An 18,114-nucleotide genomic window follows, 5' to 3' on the forward strand; every position below is an offset into this window, starting at 1 on the left:
CTGTCAGGCTGAGCGCAGTCGAAGCCTTGTTTCAGCATCTCATCAGATAGGTTGAAAAAACTACAAAAATGAAACAGATTCAGGTAGGGATAATTGGAGGTGCAGGTTACACGGCAGGTGAATTGATTAGATTATTGATTAATCATCCAAAGACTGAAATAAACTTTGTGTACAGCACGTCCAATGCAGGAAACAAGATTAGCGAAATCCATCAAGATTTAGAAGGAGATTTGGATTTGAAGTTCACAGATGCCGTAAACCCAAATGTTGATGTATTGTTTTTGTGTTTGGGGCACGGAAATTCGGTTAAGTTTTTATCGACGAATAAATTTTCAGATAATACAAAAATCATTGATTTAGGTAATGACTTCAGACTGGAAGCTGATAAATTATTTGAAGGCAAAACCTTTATTTACGGCTTACCAGAATTACAACGAGAAACTATTAAAAAAGCAAATTACGTTGCTAATCCTGGATGTTTTGCAACGGCAATTCAGTTGGCGTTATTGCCATTGGCAAACAAAGGTTTGTTAAATAACGACGTTCACATTAATGCCGTTACAGGAGCTACGGGTGCAGGCACATCATTGTCCGAAACATCACATTTTCCATGGAGGGATAATAATTTTTCTTATTACAAACCCTTTACGCATCAACATTTAGGTGAAATCAACCAATCGGTAAAGCAATTACAGAATGGTTTTAAATCAGATATCTTGTTCATGCCGAATAGAGGAAATTTTTCAAGAGGAATTTTTGCAACGGTTTATACTGATTTTGAAGGTACTGTTGAAGAGGGCAAAGACATGTATAATACGTTTTACGAAGATGCCAAATTCACATTCGTTGCTGATGATTTTTTGCATCTAAAACAAGTAGTGAATACCAATAAATGCTTAATTCATTTGCATAAGCATAAGGGCAAATTGTTAATAACTAGTATAATTGATAACTTATTGAAAGGTGCTTCAGGACAGGCAATACAAAATATGAACTTAATTTTTGGTTTGGAAGAAACAACAGGTTTACATTTAAAAGCAACGTATTTCTAATAACCAGAAACCAAAAACCACAAATTAATCATGAAAATAGCCATAATAGGAACAGGTAATTTAGGAAGTTCAATAGCAAAAGGGCTTATTAAAAACAATTCGTTCACCTCGTTGTATTTGAGCGACAAGAACACGACCAATGTGGATGCCTATGCAACATTGGAAAATGTTACCGTAACCAACGATAATGACCTCGCCGTAGAACATTCTGATATGGTGATTTTTGCGCTACAGCCAAAACATATCGACAAGGTTTTAGAAAGTGTGTTGCCAAAAATAACCGATAAACACATTATTATCTCAGTGGCAGCAGGCGTGGAAATTCCTCGTATTGAAAGCATTATTGGAAGCGATAAAAATATTATTCGTGTGATGCCAAATACGGCGATTTCCATTGGTAAATCCATGACTTGTATTGCGGCAAATAATGTGGCTCAAGATAAAGTGTCTTTAGCACAAGATATTTTCAATCAATTGGGAAAAACATTGGTTATTCCAGAAGAATTGATTCAAGCTTCAACAGTAATTTGCGCAAGTGGTATCGCATTTTGGATGCGTTTGGTAAGGGCAACAACACAAGGCGCTATTCAATTGGGGTTTGAAGCCCATGAAGCCCATGAATTGGCCACACAAACATGTTACGGTGCAGCAAGTTTACTCTTAGAATCAGGAAGACATCCTGAGCAAGAAATCGACCGAGTAACAACGCCAAGTGGTTGTACTATTGAAGGTTTAAATGCTATGGAGCACCAAGGGTTAAGCTCTGCTTTGATTCAAGGTATTGTGGCTTCATATGAAAAAATTAATCAATTAAAATAGAACTAAAATGCCGTTATTTGATGTTTATCCGTTGTATGATGTAACCCCAGCTTCTGCCAAGGGCATTTATGTTTATGATAATACAGGAACCGAGTATTTAGATTTGTACGGAGGGCATGCCGTAATTTCAATTGGTCATGCACATCCAAAATATGTTAAGGCAATTTCATATCAGGTTGCCCAACTTGGGTTTTATTCCAATGCCATTCAAAATCCGTTACAAGTGGAGTTGGCTGATAAACTTGAGGCTCTTTCAGGCTGCAAAGATTATGAATTGTTTTTGTGCAATTCAGGTGCAGAAGCCAATGAAAATGCCTTAAAATTAGCTTCGTTTAAAACAGGCAAATCGCGTGTTGTAGCCTTTAAAAATGGTTTTCATGGAAGAACATCAGCTGCTGTGGCCGCAACCGACAACCCAAATATCATTGCACCATTAAACGCACAGCAAAAGGTCACTATTTTAGAATTGAATGATGTTTTAGGCGTTAAGGCCGAACTTGAAAAAGGTGATGTTTGTGCAGTTATTGTGGAATTTATTCAAGGTGTTGGCGGATTGGACCAAGGCACGGCAGATTTCTTCGAGCAGGTTTATGCCTTATGTAAAGCAAACAACACTATGTTTATAGCTGATGAAGTTCAATCGGGTTATGGGCGTTCAGGAAAATTCTTTGCGTTTCAGCATTACAATGTCACGCCAGATATTATTTCCATAGCAAAAGGTATGGGCAACGGATTTCCAATTGGCGGGATTTTGATTCACCCAAGTATTGAAGCCAAATACGGTATGCTCGGAACTACCTTTGGAGGAAACCATTTGGCTTGTGCTGCTGGAATAGCCGTTTTGGATGCTATTAAAAATGAAAACTTGATGGATAATGTAAATGCCATGTCCGAATATTTTATAAAGTTGGCCAAAACAATTCCGCAGATAAAAAATATAAAAGGAAGAGGGTTGATGCTCGGGTTGGAATTTGATTTTGAAGTTGGTGCGCTAAGAAAAAAATTAATTTACGAACAGCATATTTTTACGGGTGGTGCATCAAACAAAAAATTGCTTAGAATATTACCTCCTTTAACCATTAAAAAGGACCACATCAACCACTTTTTTGAAGCGTTAATCGATGTGTTGGAGGAAATGGAGAAGACCGCTGAAGTTGCTAGTTAGCAGCCAAAGTAAACAGAAAATTAAAGAATGAATACCTTACTAAAAATAGAATCCAGAAATGCCGTATTGCTTAAAATGGCCGAACTTTTGGAGCGTGAGAGAAAACAAATAATAGAAATAAACAAAGGGGATTTAGAAGCCTACAAAGGCGAAGATATTTCTATGTACGACCGTTTGAAGGTTGATGATGCAAAAGTTGACGAAATGATTAAAGCTGTGACTCATCTAGCTTCGCAAGACGACCCCGTTGGCGTGGAGCGCTTCAGTTTTAAACATGACAACGGTATGCAAGTTTATAACAAAACGGCTTCCTTCGGCACGGTTTTAATTATTTATGAATCGCGACCAGATGTAACGGTTGAAGCTGCTGGAATTGCATTCAAATCTGGAAATAAAATTTTATTGAAAGGCGGAAAGGAATCCACAAATTCAAATTTAAAAATTGTCGACTTGTGGCATGAGGCTTTAAAGGAAGAAGGGGCATCAACAGAATGGGTGGAATATTTGCAGTTCAACAGGACAGAAACCCAAGCTTTTCTTGAAAAACCAACACAACAAGTTGATTTAATTGTGCCTCGTGGTGGTGAGCGTTTGATCGCTTTTGTAAAAGAACATGCTACCTGTCCAGTCATAATTAGCGGTCGGGGAAACAACTTTGTTTTTGTTGAAAAAGAAGCCGATTTGGATATTGCATTGCAAGTTATTATCAATGCTAAAACGGCAAAAATTTCAGCGTGTAATGCTTTAGATAAGGTTTTAATTGATAAATACCTTCCCAATAAAGAAACATTCATCAAGAATTTGATTTCAAAATTGAAAGAACACAATGTTGAAATTTTGGGTGATGGGGCAGTTTCAAAATTTGATGATGTGGCTTTAATTCCTTCAGAATCTATTTGGTCTGAAGAGTTTTTGGATTATAAAATCGTTATTGGTGAAATTGCTTCAACAGAAGAAGCCATTGCCATGATAAATAAATATTCTGGTGGGCATTCTTCATCGATCATTACAACCAATGAAGCTGAGGCTAAATCCTTTATGGAAAACGTAGATACCGCTGCGGTTTACCACAATGCATCAACTCGTTTTACGGATGGTGGTCAACTAGGTTTGGGAGGGGAATTGGCAATCAGTACAGATAAATTGCACCAACGCGGGCCAATAGGTTTGCAGCATTTGGTAACAAACAAGTGGTACGTTTACGGTAGCGGACAAATAAGGTAGGGATGCAGAAAAAGAAACGCATATTACTAAAAGTTGGTTCCAATACGCTTACAAAAGAAACCAATAACATTTCCCGAGGGAAAATTGAAGATATTGCCAATCAAATAGCGCAACTTCAAGACACCTGTGAGTTTGTTATTGTAAGTTCTGGGGCTATTGCGGTGGCTAAACAATTTGTGAAATTGGAAAGTAAGCAAAAAGAAGTTTTTGTAAAACAGGCACTGGCTTCAATTGGCCAACCACATTTAATCAGAATTTATCAAGAAATTTTCAGGGAATATGGTTTGTTGACCTCACAGTGTTTGTTGTCGTATTCCGATTTTGAAAAGAAGGAAAGCCGAAAAAATATTGTTAATACCATAAATGTGTTGGTCAACAATAATTATATTCCTATTATCAATGAAAATGATACCGTGGCTACCGACGAGATTAAGTTTGGTGACAACGATAAATTGGGGGCTTTAACAGCATCGTTGCTAAAAGCAGATTTGTTCATAATTGCCACAAATACCAACGGTATTTACACCAAGGAATCTATGGAAAACGGTGAGTCTAAAACTATAGAATTGGTTGATGATTTTGATGAATTGATGAGGCAAGTAGTCGATTCTAAGTCATCGCACGGCAGCGGAGGCATGCAGTCAAAAATTGAGGCAGCTGAAGTAGCTAAAGATGCCAACATTGAAACATGGATTGTAAACGGGTTGAAAGATGATTTCATACTTAACTCTTTAGAAAATAAAGTGCCGTTTACCAAAATAAAATGACATAAGTGGTCATGCTGTATTATAAGGCTAAGCATAGTCTAAGCTTTACTTCGGCATTTAAAAAATATTAAATAAAATGAAACATTACACCTCCATACACGATATAGATAATATCAATTCATGGATTGAGGAAGCTAAACAATTAAAGGAAAATCCGTTAAACCATATTGAATTGGGAAAGAACAAAACACTAGGTTTGTTGTTTTTCAACTCCAGTTTGCGTACGCGTTTGAGCACCCAAAAGGCAGCTTTAAACTTAGGGATGAATCCTATTGTGATGAATGTTTCGGGCGATGCTTGGGGAATAGAATTTGGTGACGGAATCGTTATGAATGGTAATACGGCAGAACATATAAAAGAAGCTGCTGCCGTTGTTTCACAATATTGTGATGTTATTGCTGTTCGCGCTTTTCCAACGTTAATTGATAAGGAAAAGGATGAAAGCGAACAGGTGTTAACCTCGTTTAAAAAATTCGCCTCAGTACCGATTGTAAATATGGAAAGTGCTACGGGCCATCCATTACAGGGTTTAACCGACGCTATTACCATTTCAGAGCATGCCAAAACTAAAAAGCCAAAAGTGGTTTTAAGTTGGGCACCGCATATTAAGGCACTGCCTCATGCGGTTGCCAATAGCTTTACACAGGCCATGCAAAAAATGGATGTAGAATTTGTAATTACCAACCCCAAAGGTTACAGTTTGAATCCTGAAATTACAGGTAGTACGCCTATTTTGCACAATCAATATGAGGCCTTTAGAGATGCTGATTTTGTGTATGTGAAAAACTGGAGCAGTTATGAAGACTACGGAAAAGTATTGAATACCGACCCCAATTGGATGATTACCAAAGAAAAATTGGGTAATGCAAAATTTTTGCATTGCCTTCCCGTAAGACGAAATGTAATTGTAGAAGATGCGGTGTTGGACAGTGATAGCTCTTTGGTCATTCAACAGGCTAATAATAGAACCTACGCAGCACAATTAGTGCTTAAAAAAATATTGGAAGATTTATAATTGGCTATTGGCCTTTAGCAAATGGCATTTTGATGCTAAAGCTAAAAGCTAGAGTCTAACAGTATAAAAATGGAAAAACTATCCATAGTAAAAATAGGAGGAAACATCATTGAAGACGAAAATGCTTTAAATAACTTCTTAGAATTGTTTTCAAATTTGGATGGCAAGAAAATATTGGTGCATGGTGGCGGAAAACGAGCTACAGCCATTGCTTCAAAATTGGGTATTGAGTCTAAAATGGTAAATGGTAGACGTGTTACCGATGCCGAAACTTTGGAGGTCATCACCATGGTTTACGGTGGCTTGGTAAACAAAAATATGGTGGCAAAACTTCAAGCCTTAAACACCAATGCCATTGGTTTGACGGGAGCCGATATTAACAGCATTAAATCTGAAAAACGTCCGGTTAAGGAAGTCGATTTTGGCTTTGTTGGCGATGTAAAAGAAGTGGCTTATAATTCCATAGATAAATTAATTCAAGCCGATTTCACCCCTGTTTTTTGTGCCATAACCCACGACGGCAATGGTCAGTTGTTAAACACGAATGCAGATACAATAACCTCTCAGGTTGCTATTGGTATGAGCCATTTATATAACACATCCATTTATTATTGTTTTGAATTGAATGGTGTCTTAAAAGATATCAACGATAAAAATTCAGTGGTAAAACATATCGATTCAAAAGCATATCAGCAATTATTGGATGAAGGAATTATTGCAGATGGTATGCTTCCTAAATTGGAAAACTGTTTTGATGCCATAAAAAATGGCGTAAAAACAATCAATATGGGCAACACCAATATGTTGACCAAAGAAAATGACAATTTTACGAGAATAACTTTATAAGATGACGTTAGAAAATTTAACAAACGATGCGATTTCTCTATTAAAACAATTAATAGAAACGCAGTCTTTTTCATCAGAAGAAGATAAAACGGCATCATATATTGAAGCTTGGATGAAGCGTTATAATATTGACTATAAGCGCAACAAAAACAACGTTTGGGCGGTCAATACAGACTTTGACAAAAGCAAGCCAACCCTACTTTTAAACTCACATCACGATACTGTAAAACCAAATAGTGCCTACACAAAGGACCCGTTCAAAGCCATCGTTGAAGATGGTAAATTATATGGTTTGGGAAGTAACGATGCAGGCGGTTGCTTGGTGTCGTTAATAGCAACATTCACCTATTTTTATGATAAAAGGGATTTAAAATATAATCTGGTTTTGGTTGCTTCAGCGGAAGAAGAAAGCAGTGGCCCGAATGGATTGAACAGTATGCTTTCCGTAATTCCAAAGGTTGATGTTGCCATTGTTGGGGAGCCAACTTTGATGAATCTAGCTGTGGCTGAAAAAGGCCTTGTGGTTTTTGATGCCAAAGTTGAAGGAACGCCAAGTCATGCAGCGCATCCCAATGACGATAACTGCATTTACAACACCATTGAAGTATTGCAATGGTTTAAGGATTTTAAGTTTGAAAAAACCTCTGAAGCCTTGGGGGATGTAAAAATGACGGTAACCCAAATTAAAGCAGGCTCACAACATAATGTGGTGCCAGCGGACGTAGATTTAGTGATTGATGTGCGTGTAAACGATGCTTATACCAATGCTGAAATCGCCGAAATTTTACAGAGGAAATCACCATGTACAAAAATTACACCACGTAGTTTGCGATTAAATTCATCGTCTATTCCGATGGACCACGATTTGGTTAAAGCGGGTATTGCTTTGGGAAGAACAACTTATGGATCGCCAACATTGTCAGACCAAGCAGTGTTGAGTTGCCCATCGTTAAAGCTCGGTCCGGGCAACAGCACACGGTCACACTCGGCAGATGAATACATTTTTATAAGCGAAATAGAAGAAGGAATACAAATTTATGTGGAATTGTTAAATCGGGTAATCGTTTAGCGATTTGGTCATTCCTGCGAAGTCAGGAATCAGCAAAGAAGTAATAATTAAAAGATTCCCGCCTTCGCGGGAATGACAAAAATATAATAAATGAAACTCTGGGATAAAGGCATATCAATTGATAAAAAAATAGAACAATTTACAGTTGGCAACGATAGGGAAATAGACATTCATATTGCAAAATACGATGTTATCGCTTCGAGAGCTCATGCCAAAATGCTTCAAAAAGTTGGTATTTTAACAGCGCAAGAGTTGGTTGAGTTGTTACGCGGATTAAAAAATCTAGAGAAGAAAATTGAAGAGGGCACTTTTGTTATCGATGCCCAGTTTGAAGATGTGCATTCCAAAATAGAATTCGAACTCACCAAAACTTTGGGTGATGTCGGAAAAAAAATTCATACCGCGCGTTCCAGAAACGACCAGGTTTTAGTAGCATGCCAATTATATTATAAGGAGAATTTGGCATTGGTAAAAGAAAAAGTAAAAACCCTTTTTGACACTCTTTTAAGTCAAGCTGAAACTTATAAGGACAAGGTATTGCCTGGTTACACGCATTTACAAGTGGCCATGCCATCGTCATTTGGTTTATGGTTTTCAGCGTACGCAGAACTCATGGTTGATGATGTGTTTTTATTGAATGCAGCCATAAAAACGGTCGACCAAAACCCCTTGGGTTCGGCAGCGGGTTACGGTAGCTCTTTCCCAATAGATAGAGAACTAACCACCAAAGAAATGGGCTTTGAAACCCTAAAATACAACGTGGTGGCGGCCCAAATGGGTCGTGGTAAAAACGAACGTACCATTTCGGCGGCATTAGGTAGTTTGGCCAATACGATGGCACGTTTTGCCATGGATGTTTGTTTGTATATGAGCCAAAATTTCGGGTTTATTTCTTTTCCAGATGAATTGACCACAGGAAGTAGCATTATGCCGCATAAAAAGAATCCGGATGTTTTTGAACTTATTCGAGGTAAGTGCAATAAAATTCAAGCTTTGCAAACAGAAATGGTTCTAATTACCAATAATTTACCAAGTGGCTACCATCGGGATTTTCAACTGCTAAAAGAAAACATGATTGCCGCTTTTGAGGAAATAAAGGATATTCTGGATATTTTCAATTATTCAATTCAGCAAATAATTGTAAAGGATGTAGATATCAACGACGATAAATACAAGTATCTTTTTACTGTTGATAACATCAATACTTTAGTTGAAGAAGGTCAAACCTTCAGGGAAGCTTACCAGAAAATTGGTGGACAAGTTCAAGATGGTACGTATGTGCCCGATACTTCAAAAAAGCATACACATGCGGGCAGTATCCATAATTTGTGTTTGGATAAAATTCGAGCTAAGTTTCCCAATTGAGACTTAATTTTTTACTTGAGGATGCATAGTGGCGACCGCTGCGCCAATTAAACCGGCATGGTTGCCTAGTTCAGCTGGAATAACGGGTGTGTCAATTTTTATCCATTTTTTAAATTCATCAAAATCTTTTGATGTGCCACCACCTAAAATAATATGGTCAGGGCAAAAAATAGTTTCAATCAACTCTAAAAAAATATTAAACCGTTTGCCCCATTTTTTAAAGCTTAAATCTTTTCGTTCCTTAATGGATGCAGCGGCATAGTGCTCTATTTTTTCATACTTCCGGTAAGGAATTTGTCCCAATTCAAAATTCGGAATTAATTCGCCATTGAAGAATACGCCACTGCCCAATCCCGTGCCTATAGTTACCATAATAACCAAGCCTGTTTTGTCTTTTCCAATGCCATAATTCATTACTGCATAACCAGCGGCATCGGCGTCATTGATAACGGTAACGGGTAAACCACAAGCTTCAGAAAACAAGGTTTCGGCATTTACGCCTACCCAACTTTCGTGTAGGTTTCCTGGGGCTTTACAAATACCTTTTTTTATGATGGATGGAAATCCGCAACCCACAGCACCTTTATAGTTAAAATGTGCAACAATTTCTTTAAACGTTTTGGCCATAGCCTTGGGTTTTCGGGAAGAAGGTGTTGGAATCCGAAAGCGTTCTGTTATCAAATCCCCGGTTTCGGAGTTTATAATGGCTCCTTTCATTCCTGAACCACCAATATCTATCCCAAGAATTTCCATAATGTGCTTTTTTAGTTTTGGAGGATGAAAGATACAAAGTTTGACTAAATTAAATGAGTAAAAGACGTATTTGGGCTTTTTGGAAGTCAACTAAATTTTTTCCATTAAAAAAGCGCAATGGTTAAATGCGCTTTTAAGGACTCCAAAATGTTAAGTTTAATTTGTTGGCGACTAACTCAAATAATTAAATAATTGTGGATTGCCCTAAATGTATGTTAGTAAAGTTTAGATTGGTCTCGTCTGGATTATTGATAAAATCTTCAATAAAATCGCCCACTTTAGTGGTGCTTATGTTGTCGTATTTGTTGTTTAAATCTGGTGTCGTAATATGAAGTTTCAGTGATTTGTCTACACCTTCCCTTACCAAAGAAGCTTCTTCGTCCAACCCAAAATGATCCAACAACATGGCAGCTGAAAGAATAGAGGCTATCGGGTTGGCAATGCCCTTATTGGCTGCTTTGGTATAAGCACCATGAATAGGCTCAAACATAGCATGATTATCTCCGATTGAAGCCGATGCCAACAAACCAATGGAACCAACAATAACGCTGGCTTCTTCAGAGAGGATGTCTCCAAACATATTTTCGGTTAAAATCACATCAAATTGTCTTGGTCTGATGATGAGCTCCATGGCAGCATTGTCAATATAAATGTAGTTTACCTTTACATCTGGGTATTGCGGAGCAATTTCTTGTACAATACGTCTCCAAAGTCTAGAACTTTCCAAGACGTTTGCTTTATCAACCAAGGTTAGTTTTTTTCTTCTAGATTGCGCCGCTTTAAATGCTTGATGAGCAATGCGTTCTATTTCAAAACGGTGATAGGTGCAAACATCTGACGCTGTATTGCCATCTTCACTTAAGCTTCTGTCTCCAAAATAAATACCGCCTGTAAGTTCGCGGTAAATGAGAATATTGGTGTCTTTAATCTGTTTTACTTTTAACGAAGATTTGCCCAATAGATCATCGTAAGCTATTATGGGTCTAATATTTGTGTAAAGACCCAATTCCTTTCGAATACCCAAAAGGCCCTGTTCTGGACGTATTTTGGCATTAGGGTCTAAGTCAAAAGATGTTTTTCCAATGGCTCCGAACAAAACAGCGTCTGCTTTTTTGCAGATATCAATAGTTTCTTTTGGTAACGCCGTACCCGTTTTATCAATGGCACTAGCGCCAACCAAAGCTTTTTGAAACGTAAATACATGATTGAATTCCATAGCAATAGCTTTCAAGACCTTTACGGCTTGTGCTATAACTTCTGGACCAATGCCATCACCAGGTAAAACGGCAATATTTAATTTCATGTGTTCGTTTTTTTTTGCTCTTTTAATTGTCACATGTAACATCCATTCTATCCTGCTTTTGTGTTGTCAAATTTTCAGTTATGGATGTTTCATATTTTATTAAGCAGAGGTAATCTCTTTATAAACTTTACTGTTTTCTATAATGTAATGGATATCGTTATCATCAACTTCCTTTTTATTGTCGGCAAAATCTAAAAAGTTAGCATAGATTTCGTCCAACTGAAGTTTTGTTAACTCATAACCAATATTTTTTGCTCTATAAGCCAAAGCTGCTCTACCACTTCTAGCCGTTAAAACAATCGCTGATTCTGTAACACCAACGTCCTTTGGGTCAATAATTTCGTAAGTTTCACGATTCTTTATCACACCGTCTTGGTGTATTCCTGAACTGTGGGCAAACGCATTGGCTCCAACAATGGCTTTGTTAGGTTGGGTGTAAATACCCATGCTGTCCGATACCAAATGACTAATGCCATAAAGCATTTCAGATTTGATGTTGGTATCTAAATTCAAGTAAGGATGTTGTCTTAAAATCATAACCACTTCTTCCAAAGCAGTATTACCGGCACGTTCGCCAATTCCATTAATGGTACACTCAATTTGGCGTGCCCCGTTTATAACACCTGCAATGGAATTTGCAGTTGCCAAGCCTAAATCGTTATGGCAATGGCAGGATAGAATAGCTTTTTCAATACCCTTTACATTTTCCTTTAGGTATTTTATTTTGGCTCCATATTCACTTGGTAAGCAATAACCAGTTGTATCAGGAATGTTTAAAACCGTTGCTCCTGCCTTAATTACGGCTTCACAAACACGTGCTAAATATTCGTTGTCGGTTCTACCGGCATCTTCCGCATAAAACTCAACATCTTCTACAAACGATTTCGCGTAGGTAACGGCGTTAACAGCACGTTCAATAATAGCTTCCCTATTGGATTTGAATTTGTGCTGTATGTGCGAATCTGAAGTGCCAATACCTGTATGAATCCTTGGTATCTTAGCATATTTTAAAGCTTCGGCCGCAACTTTTATATCGTTTTCTACAGATCGTGTTAAACCACAAACCGTAGCATTTTTTACTATTTTTGAAATGGCTTCAACAGATTTGAAATCACCAGGGCTAGATACTGGAAAACCAGCTTCAATGATGTCAACACCCAACAGGTCAAGCTGTTCTGCGATGACCAATTTTTGTTCAGTATTTAACTTACAGCCAGGAACTTGCTCACCATCTCTGAGAGTAGTGTCAAAAATTTGGACTTTATTATCAGACATTTATTTAAATAAATTTTCTTTTTGTGATACGAATGTATATTTTGGTTTTTTAAAAATGGAATTCCATATCTATTTTTTACGATGTTAAACGCACTAATAATCTGCTTAAAGTATTGATAATAAATATATTACAACCTGTTATATAACTATGACAAAAGAACAAAAAGATAACCTGTTTGTTTTAGTGAAATCGTTGTCAAAATCTGAAAAACGACAATTTAAACTTTATGTCGGAAGATTGGGGGTGAACGAAGACTCAAAATTCTTGACACTTTTTAATATTCTTGATAAACTTTCAGTTTATGACGAGGGCGTAATCCTTAAAAAGGGAATTGTTAAGAAGCAGCAACTCTCTAATCTGAAAGCACACTTGTACAAACAGATTTTAATCAGTTTGCGCTTAAACCCATCACATCAAAATGTTAGAATCCAGATTCGGGAGCAATTGGATTTTGCAACTATTCTTTACCATAAAGGGTTGTATAAACAAAGTTTGAAGATTTTGGATAAGGCAAAAAACTTAGCTATTTCAAATGAAGAGAAAAACGTGGCATATGAAATTGTGGAGCTTGAGAAAGTTATTGAATCTCAGTATATTACTAGAAGTTTAAGTAACCGGGCGGACGAACTTTCCATTCAGGCTAAAGAGCTGAGCCAGCAAAATGTTTTGGCCAGTAAACTTTCAAATTTATCTCTTCAGTTGTACGGGTTATTTTTAAAAACGGGTTATGTTAAAAATGACGATGAACATAAAATAATAACCAAATATTTTAATGACCGACTTCCAAAGTACGATATCAATAAGCTTGGATTTAGGGAAAAACTTTGGCTTTACAAATCATATTTGTGGTATAGCTTTTTAACCGTAGATTTTTTGTCTTGTTACAAATATGCCTCAAAATGGGTTGATCTTTTTTATGAAAATAAAGATATGATTGTTTTAAATCCTGTATTTTTTTTAAGGGGCAACCATTATTTGTTGGAGGCTTTGTTTTATTTAAGGCAGCACGAAAAATTTAAGTTTTCGCTTAACCGATTAGAAGAAATAACAAAGAAAAAATGGTTCCCGTTAGATGATAATAACGAAAGTTTAGCTTTTCTGTTTGTTTACAACAATAAGTTCAATTTACATTTTATAGAGGGAAGTTTTGAAGAAGGGTTGCCATTAATTGATGAGGTTTTAGACCGTTTGAAGAACTACAAAAACCGAATTGATGAGCACCATATCATGGTGTTTTATTACAAAATTGCCAGCATGTATTTTGGCGCTGGCGAAAACAAAAAGTGCATTCAGTTTTTAGATAAAATTATAAGCAACAAATCTCTACAAATGCGCGAAGATTTGCTGTGTTTTTCTCGTATTTTAAATCTCGTGGCGCATTATGAAGCAGGGTTGGATTACAACTTAGATGTCTTAATTAGAAGCACATACAAGTTTTTAATTAAAATGGAAGATTTGTACGAAGTGCAGAAAGAGTTCATAAAGTTTTTACGTGGTTTGGGAGATATTTATCCGCATGAGGTTAAAAATGAATTTATAAAACTTCATAAAAAATTAAAGGAATTTGAAAATGATCCTTATCAAAGTAGAGCATTTTTATATTTGGATATTATTTCATGGCTGGAATCCAAAATTCAAAATAGACCCATTGGTTTGGTCATCAGAAACAAGTTTCATGAAAGGCGCCATGAGAAGTAATGGTATTTCCTTAGAGGCAAAATTTTCACCAAAAAATTTGGATATTAAATTTTTCTGAACGAATATTTGCATTCACAAAGTTCAAAGACTTATTGAAAATGTTATCAAGAAAGGTGGAGGGATTAGACCCTTTGAAGCCTTAGCAACCCTTTATCTTTAAAGAAGGTGCTAAATTCTACCCAATTCTAACCTGTGTTTAGAATATTTTTTGGATAGATAACAAACCGAAATTACACCATGTAATTTTTAAATTTCTTTTTAACATCCTTCTATTAAGTTGCCCAAGAATTATAAGGTTATGCTTATATGGGTTAATTTTGTGCATTAAATATTTAAAACGATAAACATATTTTGAACAACGAGCTTCAACATATAACCATTAAAAATTACACCACCGAAAGTGGTGCAGCTATACCTGAAATTAATTTAAGCTATCAAGTTTTTGGTCAAGTTTTAGGGAGTGCTCCAGTGGTTTTGGTTAACCATGCGCTTACAGGAAATAGCAATGTTGCTGGTGAAGATGGCTGGTGGAAAGATTTAATTGGCGATGGCAAAGTAATCGATACCAAGTTGTACACCATTTTGGCATTTAATGTGCCCGGAAATGGTTATGATGGTTTTGTTATTAAAAATTACAAGGATTTTGTTGCAAGGGATGTGGCTAATTTGTTTTTACAAGGGCTTCAAATATTGAATATTGAAAGAATTTTTGCAGCTATCGGCGGATCTTTGGGTGGTGGCATAGCTTGGGAAATGGCGGTAAATAAACCTGATTTTACCGAGCATTTAATTACGGTGGCTACCGATTGGAAATCAACCGACTGGCTTATTGCCAATTGTCAGATTCAGGAACAGTTTCTGTTGAATTCCAAAAATCCAGTGCACGATGCCAGAATGCACGCCATGTTGTGCTACAGGACGCCTGAGTCTTTCAAGGAACGTTTTCAGCGTTCAAAAAATGATGATTTAGAGATTTTTAATGTGGAGAGTTGGTTGCTTCACCATGGCAAAAAGTTGCAAGAGCGTTTTCAGCTTTCGGCGTATAAATTAATGAATCAATTGTTAAAAACCATTGATGTTACCAAAGGCAGAACAAACGATTTTAATGTATTGGATAACATTAAGGGCAATATTCATATCATTGGAGTGGATTCCGATTTGTTTTTCACCGCAGAAGAGAACCGCGAAACCCATAAACAATTGGCGCTAACCAACCCCAATGTTACCTATAACGAAATACACTCAGTACACGGTCACGACGCTTTTTTAATGGAGTATGAACAACTGGAAAAAATTATTGAGGGCATTTTTGTGCCAGATTCAAAAAGAAAAAGAATGAAAGTATTAAAATTTGGAGGCAAGTCTTTGGCAAACGGAGAAGGTTTGGAGACTGTGCTTTCAATTATAGAAGATAAAGTAAATGCAGGAGAACGCATTAGTGTGGTTATTTCGGCAAGAGGCTCGGCAACGGATGATTTAGAGTCTATTCTGAACAAGGCAATTAAAGGAGAGCCTTATCAAGATGATTTTGAAGCGTTCAAAGCATACCAAAATGAGCCTTCAAAAACGGTAGATTTTACCGAGGAATTTTCAATTTTGGAAAAGCTTTTTGAAGGGGTAAGCTTATTGCGCGATTACAGTAAAAAAACCAAGGATAACATTTTGGCACAAGGCGAATTGTTGGCTGTAAAGCTCATAACCCACATGCTGAAGGACCGTGGTATCAAGGCCAAAGCAACCGATACCAGAGCCTTGATAAAAACAGATGAAGCTTTTGGTAACGCCCAACCTTTATCTAAACTGTCAAAGGAAAATACCCAAGCGTATTTTAAGGCCAATAAAGATTTTGTAAATATTATAACTGGTTTTATTGCGTCCAATCTTAAAAATGAAACCACTACTTTAGGTAGAAATGGCAGCAATTATACGGCAGCTTTAATCGCTAATTTTTTGGATGCCGAAGAATTGCAGAATTATACGCACGTTAATGGTATTTACACAGCCGACCCAGATTTGGTTGCCGATGCACAACAAATAAGAGAACTGTCTTACAGCGAGGCCAACGAATTGGCAAACTTTGGTACTTCGGTATTGCATGCCAAAACCATAATACCTTTGGTTGAAAAAAACATCAACCTTCGCATTTTAAACACCTTTAATCCTAATGATGAAGGTACTTTGATTACTGCAAAGCCTAGTACAAAGGAAGTAACCTCGTTATCTGTTTTAAATAATGTAGCATTATTGAATTTGGAAGGTCGCGGATTACTTGGTAAAATTGGTGTTGATGCCAGGATTTTTGGTGCCTTGAGTAACCACGGCATCAGCGTGAGTATTGTGTCGCAAGGCTCTTCGGAACGAGGCATAGGACTGATTATCAATGCCGATCAGGCAACACAGGCTGTTATTGCTTTGGAACGTGAATTCGAACGTGATTTTTATTCTCAAGATGTCAATAAAATTGACGTGGTTGATGATGTTGCGGTCATTTCTATTGTTGGTATTGAACTGAGCTCGTTCCACAAGCCATTCAATGCGCTTATAAAAAACCAAATAACACCGTTGCTTTTCAATAATACGGTAACAGGTAAAAACGTGAGTTTGGTGGTTAAAAAAGCGCAGCTGCACAAAGCCGTTAATGTTATTCACGGGGAAGTATTTGGTATTTCCAAAAAGATAAACATTGCCATTTTTGGTCATGGTGGTGTAGGCGGAGCTTTAATAAATCAGGTTTTAAAATCGAAAGATGATATAGAAAAGCGTAGAGGTATCAATTTAAATATTTTTGCCATTGCCAATTCAAAACAGGTGCTTTTAAACAAAAATGGAATCACCAAGAACTGGAAAAAGGATATTGCCGAGGTCAATAACAATCTTTCTGTAAATGACATCATAACCTTTGCCAAAAACCATCATTTGGAAAACTTAATAGCGGTGGACAATACGGCAAGTTCAACATTCTATCAAAATTATGTGCCGTTGGTTGAAGCTGGTTTTGATTTGGTGTCGTCCAACAAAATTGCCAATACCATTTCACATGATTTTTACCAAGATTTGAGGGTGCATTTGAAGGAGCATAATAAGCAATATTTGTATGAAACTACAGTTGGTGCAGGTTTACCGTTGATTGATACCATTAAGTTGTTGCACGAATCGGGTGAAAACATCACCAGAATTCGAGGGGTTTTCTCAGGGACTTTAAGCTATTTGTTCAATAATTTTTCCGTTAGAAATAAACCGTTCAGTGAAATTATTCAGGAAACCATTGATAAAGGTTTTACAGAGCCCGATCCGCGAGAAGATTTCTCAGGAAATGATGTGGCCAGAAAGCTTTTAATTCTTGCGAGAGAGTTAGATTTGCAAAATGAATTTGAGGATGTTAAGGTGTTAAATTTAATTCCTGAAGCTTATCGGGATATTTCGGTGGAGTCTTTTTTAAGCCAGCTGAATGTGTTGGATGAACAGTATCAAAACATAAAGAACAACCAAAAACCAGGTCATGTTTTAAGATATGTCGGCGATTTGTCGGGCGATTTATCACAAGACAAAGGAAATTTGGAAGTGAAATTGGTGTCTATTCCAGAAGATAGTACCCTTGGCCATGTAAAAGGAAGCGACGCCATTTTTGAAATATTCACAGAAAGTTATGGTGAGCAACCCATTGTCATTCAAGGCGCTGGAGCTGGAGCCGAGGTAACCGCAAGAGGAGTTTTTGGTGATATTTTAAGGTTGTCTAAACATATAAATTAAAGTCAGGTTGAG

14 protein-coding genes and 1 riboswitch are annotated in these 18,114 nt (G+C 37.0%); of the genes, 11 read left to right on the forward strand and 3 right to left on the reverse strand.

Annotation, left to right across the window (positions count from 1 at the left end; translation table 11 throughout):
* The first annotated feature begins 68 nt into the window (after positions 1–68).
* The 9 genes from argC (at position 69) to argH (ending at position 9,322) form a co-directional block, all read left to right on the forward strand.
* A complete protein-coding gene (argC, locus tag WJN01_RS05970; RefSeq protein ID WP_445196220.1) occupies positions 69–1,052 on the forward strand; it encodes an N-acetyl-gamma-glutamyl-phosphate reductase in 984 nt (327 codons plus the stop codon).
* Positions 1,053–1,082: 30 nt separating this feature from the next.
* Complete coding sequence (proC, locus tag WJN01_RS05975; RefSeq protein WP_445196221.1) at positions 1,083–1,871, forward strand: pyrroline-5-carboxylate reductase; 789 nt, start codon at positions 1,083–1,085, stop codon at positions 1,869–1,871.
* Positions 1,872–1,878: 7 nt separating this feature from the next.
* Positions 1,879–3,036 (forward strand): aspartate aminotransferase family protein, encoded by a 1,158-nt coding sequence (locus tag WJN01_RS05980; protein WP_445196222.1) that lies wholly within the window; start codon positions 1,879–1,881, stop codon positions 3,034–3,036.
* A gap of 27 nt (positions 3,037–3,063) precedes the next feature.
* Positions 3,064–4,260, forward strand: a complete 1,197-nt coding sequence (locus tag WJN01_RS05985) for a glutamate-5-semialdehyde dehydrogenase (RefSeq protein ID WP_445196223.1) — start codon at positions 3,064–3,066, stop codon at positions 4,258–4,260.
* Positions 4,261–4,262: 2 nt separating this feature from the next.
* On the forward strand, positions 4,263–5,027 hold the full coding sequence (gene proB, locus WJN01_RS05990; protein WP_445196224.1) for a glutamate 5-kinase: 765 nt from the start codon (positions 4,263–4,265) through the stop codon (positions 5,025–5,027).
* Positions 5,028–5,103: 76 nt separating this feature from the next.
* Entirely contained in the window at positions 5,104–6,042 is a 939-nt protein-coding gene (locus WJN01_RS05995; protein WP_445196225.1) for an N-acetylornithine carbamoyltransferase, read from the forward strand.
* 69 nt (positions 6,043–6,111) lie between these two features.
* Positions 6,112–6,888 carry an acetylglutamate kinase gene (gene argB / locus WJN01_RS06000; RefSeq protein WP_445196226.1) on the forward strand — a complete coding sequence of 259 codons (777 nt, stop codon included), beginning with the start codon at positions 6,112–6,114 and terminating at the stop codon, positions 6,886–6,888.
* 1 nt (position 6,889) lies between these two features.
* Complete coding sequence (locus WJN01_RS06005) at positions 6,890–7,957, forward strand: M20 family metallo-hydrolase (protein ID WP_445196227.1); 1,068 nt, start codon at positions 6,890–6,892, stop codon at positions 7,955–7,957.
* A 90-nt stretch (positions 7,958–8,047) separates the two neighbouring features.
* Positions 8,048–9,322 carry an argininosuccinate lyase gene (gene argH, locus WJN01_RS06010; protein WP_445196228.1) on the forward strand — a complete coding sequence of 425 codons (1,275 nt, stop codon included), beginning with the start codon at positions 8,048–8,050 and terminating at the stop codon, positions 9,320–9,322.
* Between the two features lie 3 nt (positions 9,323–9,325).
* Here the strand turns inward: argH and ppgK are convergent, their stop codons facing one another.
* The 3 genes from ppgK to WJN01_RS06025 all read right to left on the reverse strand — a co-directional run bounded on the left by ppgK (position 9,326) and on the right by WJN01_RS06025 (position 12,653).
* Positions 9,326–10,075, reverse strand: a complete 750-nt coding sequence (ppgK, locus tag WJN01_RS06015; RefSeq protein ID WP_445196229.1) for a polyphosphate--glucose phosphotransferase — start codon at positions 10,073–10,075, stop codon at positions 9,326–9,328.
* A 184-nt stretch (positions 10,076–10,259) separates the two neighbouring features.
* Positions 10,260–11,378, reverse strand: coding sequence for a 3-isopropylmalate dehydrogenase (leuB, locus tag WJN01_RS06020; protein ID WP_445196230.1), 1,119 nt, complete (start codon positions 11,376–11,378; stop codon positions 10,260–10,262).
* A 99-nt stretch (positions 11,379–11,477) separates the two neighbouring features.
* On the reverse strand, positions 11,478–12,653 hold the full coding sequence (locus tag WJN01_RS06025; RefSeq protein WP_445196231.1) for a 2-isopropylmalate synthase: 1,176 nt from the start codon (positions 12,651–12,653) through the stop codon (positions 11,478–11,480).
* Positions 12,654–12,801: 148 nt separating this feature from the next.
* Between WJN01_RS06025 and WJN01_RS06030 the strand changes: the two genes are divergently transcribed.
* Both WJN01_RS06030 and thrA read left to right on the forward strand, forming a co-directional pair.
* A complete protein-coding gene (locus WJN01_RS06030; RefSeq protein WP_445196232.1) occupies positions 12,802–14,352 on the forward strand; it encodes a hypothetical protein in 1,551 nt (516 codons plus the stop codon).
* A 98-nt stretch (positions 14,353–14,450) separates the two neighbouring features.
* Positions 14,451–14,575: riboswitch (SAM riboswitch) on the forward strand.
* A gap of 128 nt (positions 14,576–14,703) precedes the next feature.
* Entirely contained in the window at positions 14,704–18,102 is a 3,399-nt protein-coding gene (thrA, locus tag WJN01_RS06035; RefSeq protein WP_445196233.1) for a bifunctional aspartate kinase/homoserine dehydrogenase I, read from the forward strand.
* The last annotated feature ends 12 nt before the right edge of the window (positions 18,103–18,114 follow it).

The organism is Tamlana sedimenti, assembly GCF_038148895.1.
Classification (GTDB): Bacteria; Bacteroidota; Bacteroidia; order Flavobacteriales; family Flavobacteriaceae; genus Tamlana.

Excerpts from the sequence above, each read along its gene's own strand:
- WJN01_RS05980 (WP_445196222.1), top strand. The coding sequence starts at position 1,879 with ATGCCGTTATTTGATGTTTATCCGTTGTATGATGTAACCCCAGCTTCT.
- WJN01_RS06030 (WP_445196232.1), top strand. The coding sequence starts at position 12,802 with ATGACAAAAGAACAAAAAGATAACCTGTTTGTTTTAGTGAAATCGTTG.
- proC (WP_445196221.1), top strand. The coding sequence starts at position 1,083 with ATGAAAATAGCCATAATAGGAACAGGTAATTTAGGAAGTTCAATAGCA.
- WJN01_RS05995 (WP_445196225.1), top strand. The coding sequence starts at position 5,104 with ATGAAACATTACACCTCCATACACGATATAGATAATATCAATTCATGG.
- WJN01_RS05985 (WP_445196223.1), top strand. The coding sequence starts at position 3,064 with ATGAATACCTTACTAAAAATAGAATCCAGAAATGCCGTATTGCTTAAA.
- WJN01_RS06005 (WP_445196227.1), top strand. The coding sequence starts at position 6,890 with ATGACGTTAGAAAATTTAACAAACGATGCGATTTCTCTATTAAAACAA.
- argB (WP_445196226.1), top strand. The coding sequence starts at position 6,112 with ATGGAAAAACTATCCATAGTAAAAATAGGAGGAAACATCATTGAAGAC.
- WJN01_RS06025 (WP_445196231.1), bottom strand. The coding sequence starts at position 12,653 with ATGTCTGATAATAAAGTCCAAATTTTTGACACTACTCTCAGAGATGGT.
- argC (WP_445196220.1), top strand. The coding sequence starts at position 69 with ATGAAACAGATTCAGGTAGGGATAATTGGAGGTGCAGGTTACACGGCA.
- ppgK (WP_445196229.1), bottom strand. The coding sequence starts at position 10,075 with ATGGAAATTCTTGGGATAGATATTGGTGGTTCAGGAATGAAAGGAGCC.
- proB (WP_445196224.1), top strand. The coding sequence starts at position 4,263 with ATGCAGAAAAAGAAACGCATATTACTAAAAGTTGGTTCCAATACGCTT.
- leuB (WP_445196230.1), bottom strand. The coding sequence starts at position 11,378 with ATGAAATTAAATATTGCCGTTTTACCTGGTGATGGCATTGGTCCAGAA.
- argH (WP_445196228.1), top strand. The coding sequence starts at position 8,048 with ATGAAACTCTGGGATAAAGGCATATCAATTGATAAAAAAATAGAACAA.